Annotated in this window: 5 protein-coding genes; 4 read left to right on the top strand and 1 reads right to left on the bottom strand. The window is 52.6% G+C overall.

What is annotated here, in order from left to right; all coding sequences use genetic code 11:
• Positions 1–2,140, bottom strand: a 2,140-nt coding sequence (locus AC1DSG_RS22810) for a CHASE3 domain-containing protein (protein ID WP_477792908.1), incomplete at its 3' end; no start/stop codon positions are given.
• A gap of 261 nt (positions 2,141–2,401) precedes the next feature.
• Between AC1DSG_RS22810 and AC1DSG_RS22805 the strand changes: the two genes are divergently transcribed.
• The 4 genes from AC1DSG_RS22805 to AC1DSG_RS22790 form a co-directional block, all read left to right on the top strand.
• Positions 2,402–2,761 (top strand): response regulator, encoded by a 360-nt coding sequence (locus AC1DSG_RS22805; protein WP_477792907.1) that lies wholly within the window; start codon positions 2,402–2,404, stop codon positions 2,759–2,761.
• Positions 2,762–3,068: 307 nt separating this feature from the next.
• Entirely contained in the window at positions 3,069–6,824 is a 3,756-nt protein-coding gene (locus AC1DSG_RS22800; RefSeq protein WP_477792906.1) for a hypothetical protein, read from the top strand.
• 111 nt (positions 6,825–6,935) lie between these two features.
• Positions 6,936–8,243 (top strand): glycosyltransferase, encoded by a 1,308-nt coding sequence (locus AC1DSG_RS22795; RefSeq protein WP_477792905.1) that lies wholly within the window; start codon positions 6,936–6,938, stop codon positions 8,241–8,243.
• Positions 8,244–8,405: 162 nt separating this feature from the next.
• Positions 8,406–9,276: phosphatidylinositol-specific phospholipase C domain-containing protein (locus AC1DSG_RS22790; RefSeq protein WP_477792904.1), on the top strand; the 871-nt coding region annotated here is incomplete at its 3' end.

Raw genomic sequence — 9,276 nt, 5'->3', positions numbered from 1 at the left:
GGGTGAACACACTGCCCTGCCCCGGTTCACTGGTGACGCTGATCGAACCACCGAGCAACGCGGCCAGGTCCCGAGAAATCGACAAGCCCAGACCGGTGCCGCCATAACGCCGATTAGTAGTGCCATCGGCCTGGCGGAACGCTTCGAAAATGCTGTCATGCTGATCCTCGGCGATACCAATCCCGGAGTCGCGGATGATAAAGGCGACGCCATCATTGGGCTGCGACGCCACGGTCAGACTGACCGAACCCCTCTCGGTGAATTTCACTGCATTCGACAGCAGGTTTTTGATCACTTGCTCCAGACGCTGGCGGTCGGTGAACAGCATCTTCGGCGAACCGGGTTGCGACTCGAGGTGAAACGCGAGGTTCTTGTCCATTGCCATCGGCTCGAACATCCCGCGCAAGCCGTCTACCAGACGCTCGACGCTGACGTTCTCGGCACGCATTTCCAGCTTGCCGGCCTCGACCTTGGAAATGTCGAGAATGTCGTTGATCAGATTGAGCAAGTCATTCCCGGCGGAATAGATCGACTCGGCAAACTTCACCTGCTCAGCCGTGAGGTTTTCCTGCGGGTTTTCAGCGAGCAACTTGGCCAGGATCAACGAACTGTTCAGCGGTGTTCGCAGTTCGTGGGACATGTTGGCGAGAAACTCGGACTTGTATTTGCTGGAGCGCTGCAACTCCAGGGCGCGATCTTCAAGCTGCACCTGAGCCTGGTTCAGCTCGGTATTCTTCAGGTCCATGGCATCGCGTTGATCCGCCAGGATCTGCGCCTGCTCGGCGAGTTGCTCGTTGGTCTGTTCCAGCTCTACCTGCTGGGTTTCCAAGTGCGCCTGCGACTCCTTGAGAATTCGCGACTGTTCTTCAAGTTCTTCGTTGGCGGTCTTGAGCTCTTCTTGCTGCACTTGCAGCTCTTCGTTGAGCTGCTGGGTTTCGCCCAACACTTCCTGCAAGCGTTGCCGATAACGAGCGGCTTCGATCGAGGTGCCGATGTTGCCGGCAATCAACTCAAGCAACTCGATGTCACGATCATTCAACGGGCGCAGGAAACCCAGCTCGATCACACCATTGACCCGTTCGTCATCACTGGTCGGCACCACGAGCACGCTATGCGGCAGGCCCTCGCCGAGGCCGGAACTGACCTTGAAGTAATCACTTGGCACGTCATCGAGACGAATCAGGCGAGCCTGGTTCGCGACCTGACCGACGATCCCTTCATCGCTGTAAATCTGCTGGTCACGTTCTTCCTGCTCACGGGAGAAACCGTAAGAAGCAATGCGCTTGAGGCCGCCGTGGTCTTCGCGCAAATAAATGGCGGCGACGGCGGTGCCCAGGTACTGCGCGCAGAACTGCAAAATGTTGCGGCCCAATACATTCAGGCTCAGTTGCCCCAACACTTGTTCGGCCAACTCGGTCTGACCATTGCGCAGCCAGGCTTGTTGTTCCAGACGCCGGGCGCTGGATTGCTGCGCAGCCAGGTTGGCGCTGTAGACTTGCGAAAGATTGAGCAAGTCGCGTCGGCCAATGTAGGCCAGCAAAGCGCTGATACCGGCAACGAACAACAGGTACAGGAAGATGCTCCAGATCGTGGTACGGCGCACATCGTCGTTGCGCGTGGCGCGCAACTGCTGCTCCATGTCGATCACTTCTTCGAACTGCTTGCGAATTTCATCGGTCAGCCGCTTGCCGCGCCCGGTCTTGACCGCAGCGCGGTAATCGCCGCTGGTACGCTGCAAATCGATCATTGATTGTGCGTAGTTCGTCCATTCGGTCTGCAACGCTTGCAGACGACGCACACGATCAGTCTGCGCCGGATTGTCGGCGGTGAGTTCGAGCAAGGTATTGAGGGCGACCGTGATTCTTGGCTTAGCCGTTTCGTAGGGTTCAAGAAAGTGCTCGTCACCGGTCAGCAGGTAACCGCGCATGCCAGTTTCCAGATCAACCGTCAGCTTGGAAGCTTCGTTGGCGTTATTGATCACCCGGTCGGTGTGTTCGACCCACTGGATCACCGACAACAGATAAGTGATCAGCGAGACAAAAAACACCGCACTGATGACGCCGACAACCAATGGCAGACTGACGTTGCGGCTCAGGAGTTTGCGGAATCGTTGCTCATCAACCGAAAACGCAGTGGTCATGGGGAGGCCTTGTCGAACTGTTCGAATTGATGGAGTTTGCCCCAAAAAAGGCGTGTTTATCCAATTTTCTACCGCGTATCAAAGTAAATCCCCGTATTTAGCTGCGCGAGCGCAAAGGGAGCGGTTATCCTTGCTGTTGTCTGTACAGCTGTTCTTTTTTGCGAGATGTTGGGAACTTGTCGGGACCCGCCACTTACTCATGCAAGAGACCGGCGATTTGATTGACCGGCACCCTGAATTCATTCTTAGAGAGCTCCCACTATGTCCGCCGACGCATCCATCATATTAGTAGTCGAAGACGATGCCATTGTGCGCATGCTGATCGTTGACGTGCTGGAGGAGCTGGAGTTCAAAGTACTTGAGGCGGATGGCAGCGAAAAGGCGCTGGAGTTTCTCAACGACGAAGACCAATACATCGATTTGATGATGACCGATGTCGGCTTGCCCGTGATGGACGGACGAGAATTGGCCGTTCAGGCACGGATGTTGCGCCCTGAACTGCCGATCCTGTTCGCCAGCGGTTATGCCGAAAGCATCGACGTGCCTGAAGGCATGCAAGTGATTGGCAAGCCGTTCTCGATTGATCAGCTGCGGGACAAGGTCAAGGGCATGCTCGCTTAACATTAAAGCGAATGTCGAATCCGCCCGCCACACCGGACTCAAAAGAGTCTGGTAATTTGATAGAAATGACCCCGTCGTACGCACTCATACTCCTACGGTAAGTTGTTAAGCATTCACAACCTAAAAAACATCCCTAAGCGCCTCGCTCAGGGATGATCTCATTTTGTCGCCTACTCCCAATCAGCCTAAAGACCCCCTATTTACCGAGCGTGACGAAACAGCATCTAACACAACACGAATTGCCAATCAGCTATAACTAAAAGAGGATGCCTGCTCCCTTAAAAACTGCAAATAAATGGATTTATTTATGAGCAAGGCAAATAGCCTGACACCCCCCGAGTTTAGATTTTCGAAACCCTTTCACTGCACTTATGACATTGAAAAAATCGAAGAAGCTGACAACACTGAAAAGCAAAAGGTCATCACAACTCTTAAAAGCAAGATGATGGAATTTAACGACGACCAGGAACTCGCCTGGAGTGATTCATATATCTCGCTCGACGAACACTCCTCGTTCGAACTGGCATTACAACCAGGCGCGGTTATGCTGCAACGCTTGATTGAAAAGGAAGCCTTCAGGAACTTCCTGCTCAGAAGCAAGTTAACGATACCGGCGGACGCCTTTGTTTATGTAAGCAGCAAGGGTCAAATAGGGGCAATCATTGGAAAAACCAGTTACACCTTTACCCTCGCAGTAAAGCGAGACCCGGAACTTAACGAGGATTTCAGTACGCTTATTGAAATCGCATCAATGATAGGCGGCCTGGTTTTTCTGGGTAAGAACATTGAAGTAAAGCAGTGGCTGAGTTTTCATGAGTATGAGGTGCCGAAAAAGCTGACAGGTATAAAAAACCTGATAAACCATTTGGAGTTCAACTACCACCCTGGCCCGCCAATCGGTAACTATTGGGGAATGATCACCGGCCGTGATGAGGGGTCCGTGGTGTTATCGCCTGAGGAACGGGCGCGCGTTCGCACGTTGACTCTTCAAAACATCGGAGGTCAGGCGAAGCTGCTGGCCGATGTGTGCCAGATCGCATTAGGGTCTCGGTCGAATACAGTCCAACGCTTGAACTGTCGTGAACTTCTACATGAAGTTGGCACGCATTCATCTTTCAAACATTGGTCTGAAGGGTATATCAAAGCGCTTGGCTGGTACGGCGCCAACCCGGGCGAGCCCCTCTCTGATCTGTGCCTTGAGCAGGTACTGATGACCGCCATTATTCTGGATATTTATCCTGGCGCTGGAGAAGACGAGCCCCGAAATCACGTTGCGGGTTACAACCTATACGCTCCCGACAATATCGAAAAAACGGTTCCAGACATTCTCACCGAGCTGGAACGGCATCTTGAGAACGAACACGAAATCCCCTCCTTCGCGACAACGCTGGCCGCTTACTTGCTGCTGGCAGGCAAGGCCCCGGAGTTTTTGGTAAGGGACCTGCCCGCCTCGCTGCGACTGGGCACCCCTGAATGGATCACGTTCTGCCGCGGAGTTGCCTTGGCAGAGGCAAATGCTTTGGGGGCTGCACTGYCCATGACCTATTCAAAAGTCATGCAACTCGAKGCGATTGAACCTGTTAACCATACCCTGGAAACTCTGCATAGCGTTTTAGCGGTGGACCCTATCGTTGATTGGGCCTTACTGAATGGCATCGTGACGTTGGAGCAAGTAAGTACCCATTATCAGGGTACCGTCGAACATGCCATTGCTGCTTATCAAGCGTTCGCAGATTGCTACACACAGACAGCAACGACCCTGGTCATCCCGATGCCCACCAGGAAAGAGATATCGCTGGAAATATTGCGGCATATCGTACCTGGCTGCGACTTTCTGGAAGAGAAAATACTCTACGAAAAGCAGCGCGCAAGCCACGAGTTCGGCAATTTCGAACCGTTAGCCATGTCCATGGTAGAGCTGAACATGTCCAACCATCTTGGGACTCGCGCCTGGGATGTAAAAAATAGAACAAGTATCTACCAGACGTTTCCTAACCTTCTGCCCAACCTTGTCTCTACGGAAGGTGTATTCAAGCGTCGCTTTGACCAGGCCTATGCGCCGCTGGAAAAAGCAATGGTCACTGCAATCAACCTTACCTTGTCGGCGTTACCACCCGTCGACCGCACTCGTCTATTGTGCGGTGAAGTAACCTTTTTCACCCTTCGCCCATCTGTCGGGTTCCTCCAGGCTCCCGTTCCGTACCGCCAGGAAAAACAGAAAGACAAGGACGAAGCGACCGGTCGTTATGGCGTGGTGATGTGTTCGAACTATGAGGGCAATCTGTACTGTTATGAACTGTCCACCTTGCATTGTGAATGCCGGGAAAACCCCGAGTTGGCGAGGCTTATAGAAAACGAAAACTTGCTACAGCAACCCGCAAGAGTGGATTTCACCGGCCACCCTAATAGCCTGACCCAGGCCAGTAAAATTCTCACGGTGCCGACCGATATCGAAAGCTATACCCACGGAACGTCCCTGCGCAACACCTATTCCCTTCGCGGAGTGATCGATAAGTTGGGCACATTACCTGTAACAGGTAACACAGCGCGTGACACTCAAAAAAGTTATTATCTGAGTTTTAATAGCGGTGAATTCAACACCCTTGCCAATTTTATTTTGAAGCATCGGCCAGTCTGGTCCTATGATGAACTGATAGAGACCGCACGCGAACGAACAGAGCTGGAACATAAACTATTGCAGGAAGAGCATAACCTGGAGACGTTTATCAACTTCATTGTGCCCTTTAAATCCTGCATCGAAGATGTGAATTCCGATGACCCGGACCGTAACAGAGACAGCGTGCTTTCTTGCAAAATTGAATTTGCGATGACGTTGCTATTAGTTGTCGGTGTCACCGCAAAAGCCATCAGCATCGCCGGCAAGTCAGCCTCCACCGCATCAAAGACTAGAGCATTGGCCAAGATTGGCATTGGTTTTCTCAACGCCGCCTTCAACCCGCTGGACGGAACACCGGAATTAATCTTCGGTGCAGGAAAATATCTGAAAAAAGGTGTATTCGGTATTGGCAGAGTGGGTCTGGAGTCTATCGAAAATGCAACCCTTCAATTTCGAAAGCTGACCGGTAGTGCTCAATCCTATGACGTTGCAAAGGCGGCACAACGAACGGACTTCGGGCAAGGAATCTGGCGCCCCCACGGTACTGCCGCAGAGTCCTTCCTGCTCTCCGCTGCGCGTAGCAATGACCACTGGTATGCCCTGAACAGGCTTGGCCAACCGTGGGGAAAGAAGTTGAAAAATTTTGAGCTGACCGTTAAATCCTATTTACCGAAGCTCGATAAATTAATGCCGAAAAATTACACTCGAAACATTGTCAAGGAAAGTTTGCCCGTTGCACGAACTAAAATTGACAACGCCATCAATGTACTGAGCGACACAACGCTCAATTACGACACAGATTTGGCTATCCACATGTTATTGGGGGATGGTTCCAGAGAGGCTCGACACAAATACCTTGCCTACCTGCGCGAACTTAAAGCGGATTTTTCAAAAGTAACCCCTGACAACATCATTTTTGACGGGGCCAAGGCTGATTCCCCTGGAACACTCGCCTCTTTGAATCCTGATTGGTACCAGGAATGGAAAGCTGCAAGCACATCTGTCGCGGCACGCAAGCAGTTCATGCGCGTTAATGTTCGCAATTTCAACGACCATTACCGCCAGGAGTTTTTCAATCCGGGCGCCACGGCGGACGACCTGGTACACGAACTGTTTCACGGTGCTCCGGATACCTACGACTTCGCCTATGCCATCGACCCGAAAAAATACGAAAAAGGCCGCCAGCAATTGGACGTGGCAGGTTTACTTAATCTGGCCAGCGGTCATGCTCATGTGAAACCGGGTATATACCCACCTGAGTACTTCACCGCCACGAAAGCCTTCGAAAATGCCGACTCCTTCTCGGTGACCACGTCTTTATTGAGTCAATTGAAAACCGACAAGCAAGCCTTCTTGAACAACTTGAATTCCATGAAAACGGCCCTCGACAGAAGCCGCAACGGCTACATCGGTTGGCCGGTACTGGTCAACCTCAACACCGTGTAAAAAACGACCGCTGTCGCAGCCTGCGACAGCGGTATTTCGGTCTGAAAGCAACCTTGCTGTGGTTTAATTGCGGCCCCGCGCCCTGTCTGATCATTCTCCCAAGGAACATCGATGCCCCAGCCCCAGCCCCACGCAACCAAAGTTCTGGTCATCGGTTACGTCTGGCCCGAGCCCCGCTCTTCAGCGGCCAGCGGGCATGTGATGCAAATCCTCGATACGTTGTTGCAGCAAGGCTGGGACATTACCTTCAGCAGCCCGGCCGGCACCGGCGAACACCGGGCGGACCTGACGGCGCTGGGTATTCGTGAAGTGGCAATCGAGTTGAACAACAGCAGCTTCGACGTGTTTATCAGTGAACTGGCGCCGGATATCGTGCTGTTCGATCAGTTCATGATGGAAGAACAATTCGGCTGGCGCGTCGAAAAACACTGTCCCGACGCGTTGCGTGTACTTGAAACGTCGGATCTGCAAAGCCTGCGCCATGCCCGRCATCAACGTCTGAAAGATCGATTGAAGCAAAGTGACGATTGCAACGACTTCAGCGAGTTGTTTGCCCCGGCATTGCGTGAAGAGTTCGAGTTAATGGCTGATACAGACCTGGCCAAACGTGAGATCGCCGCGCTGTATCGTTGTGATTTGAACCTGATGATCTCCGAAGTGGAAATCGAATTGCTGGTCGAGCAGTTCAAACTGCCGCGCACCTTGTTGCACTGGTGTCCGTTGATGGTCGATCTGCCGTGTGCGCCGCCAACGGCGTTTATAGACCGGGCGCATTTTTTGAGTATCGGCAACTTTCGCCATGCGCCGAACTGGGATGCAGTGCTTTGGATGAAGACGGCCATCTGGCCGCTGATCCGTGAGCAACTGCCCACGGCGCAATTGCACATCTACGGCGCCTACACACCGCCCAAGGCCACCGCGCTTCATAACCCGGCACAGGGCTTTCATGTGATGAACTGGGCTGAAGATGCCTTGCAAGTGATGTCGGCGGCACGGGTGTGTCTGGCACCACTGCGGTTCGGAGCCGGCATCAAAGGCAAGATCGTCGACGCCATGCTGTGTGGCACGCCGAATGTCACGACGCCGATTGGTGCAGAAGCCATGCACGGGGTAGAAGCGTGGCCGGGCGCGGTGGCCAGAACGGCACAGGCGTTCGCCGATGATGCCGTGCAACTCTATAAAGACGAAACCCGGTGGTTGCAGGCACAAACTTCTGGGTTTGAATTATTGAGCACTCGTTACCAGTCAGCTATACACGGTCCGGCATTGATCGCCAGACTCAACGATTGTCGGCAGCATCTTCACGCTATTCGAAGAAACAACTTCATCGGCAGTATGCTGCGACATCACCAGCATAAAAGCACTCAATACATGTCGCAGTGGATTGAAGCCAAGAACAGACATAAAGAAAACGCCTGATTCTTGAACAAACTCTCTTTCCCCACACACTTTTAGCATCAAGCCTTATTTGGCTAACGCCTCACATGAGGTTATAAGTATTCTCCATCGCTCAGAACATTATGATCAACAACCTGAGCGATCACCTGCGCAATATACTTATTACCCATGCAAGGAAGCTATATGAGCAACGCCCAACTAAACATCCTGTCAAATTTCATCTATGACCCTGTTGATTTCACGCTAAATCGCTGGATGAGCGCCACTCCGGTTATTGACAACTTGTCGTTTGCCGATTTGGTATTACCCGGGGCTCACAATGCCGGCGTAGATAAAAAAGCGTCCTATGCAGCACCTGGCGTAAGTCACTGGGCAGCCTGTCAAAGCAATAGCTTTTACTATCAATTGACCCAAGGTGCGCGTGCACTCGACCTGAGGCTGGAGTACGAAGTTTCCCAAAAAGGCGTCGCTACGTTCTGGTTCCATCACAACGGCTTTCGCTCGTCCCGTTCGCTGGAAAACCTGGTGACGGGGGTAATACGCTTTCTTCAAGAAAACCCCGACGAATTCATCTTGCTGGACTTTCACGAATTGACGTCGGACAAACAGCCCTTCGATTTCAAGGAATTGAACCGATTTCTGCTGACGCATTTGGGCGACCGGATGATCCCCTGCAGCAATGCTTTCCTGACGCTTGGAGAACTCAAGCAGACCAGTTCCGCGCAAAGAGTGCTGGTGGCAACCGAGCGTCATCCGGACATGGACTCGTCGTGGTTTTGTCGACAAATCGAGCACAAGTGGAGTGGTATTGCGACCACCAGCATTAGTGAACTGACCACGCATATCACGCGGGTCATGAAGTACCCGCCAAGCGGGTGGCCGTGGTCGCTTTCCGCCACCAGTTACAGTGCCTTGGGCGGCCCGGTGAACATCAGGCAGCAACTGGACGACTGGTTTGATCCCACTGGCCGTGACTGGACCCTGAAAAGCAGCATTATCAATGCAGATTTTTTTGAAACATCGAAACTGGTGCAACATTGTTGGACAGCAAATG

It is taken from the genome of Pseudomonas sp. P5_A12 (assembly GCF_056400685.1).
The sequence above is the reverse complement of the archived record's forward strand: the minus strand, read 5'-3'. Positions and strand labels throughout refer to the sequence as shown.

Coding starts and splice junctions, on each gene's coding strand:
- AC1DSG_RS22805 (WP_477792907.1), top strand. CDS start 2,402: ATGTCCGCCGACGCATCCATCATATTAGTAGTCGAAGACGATGCCATT.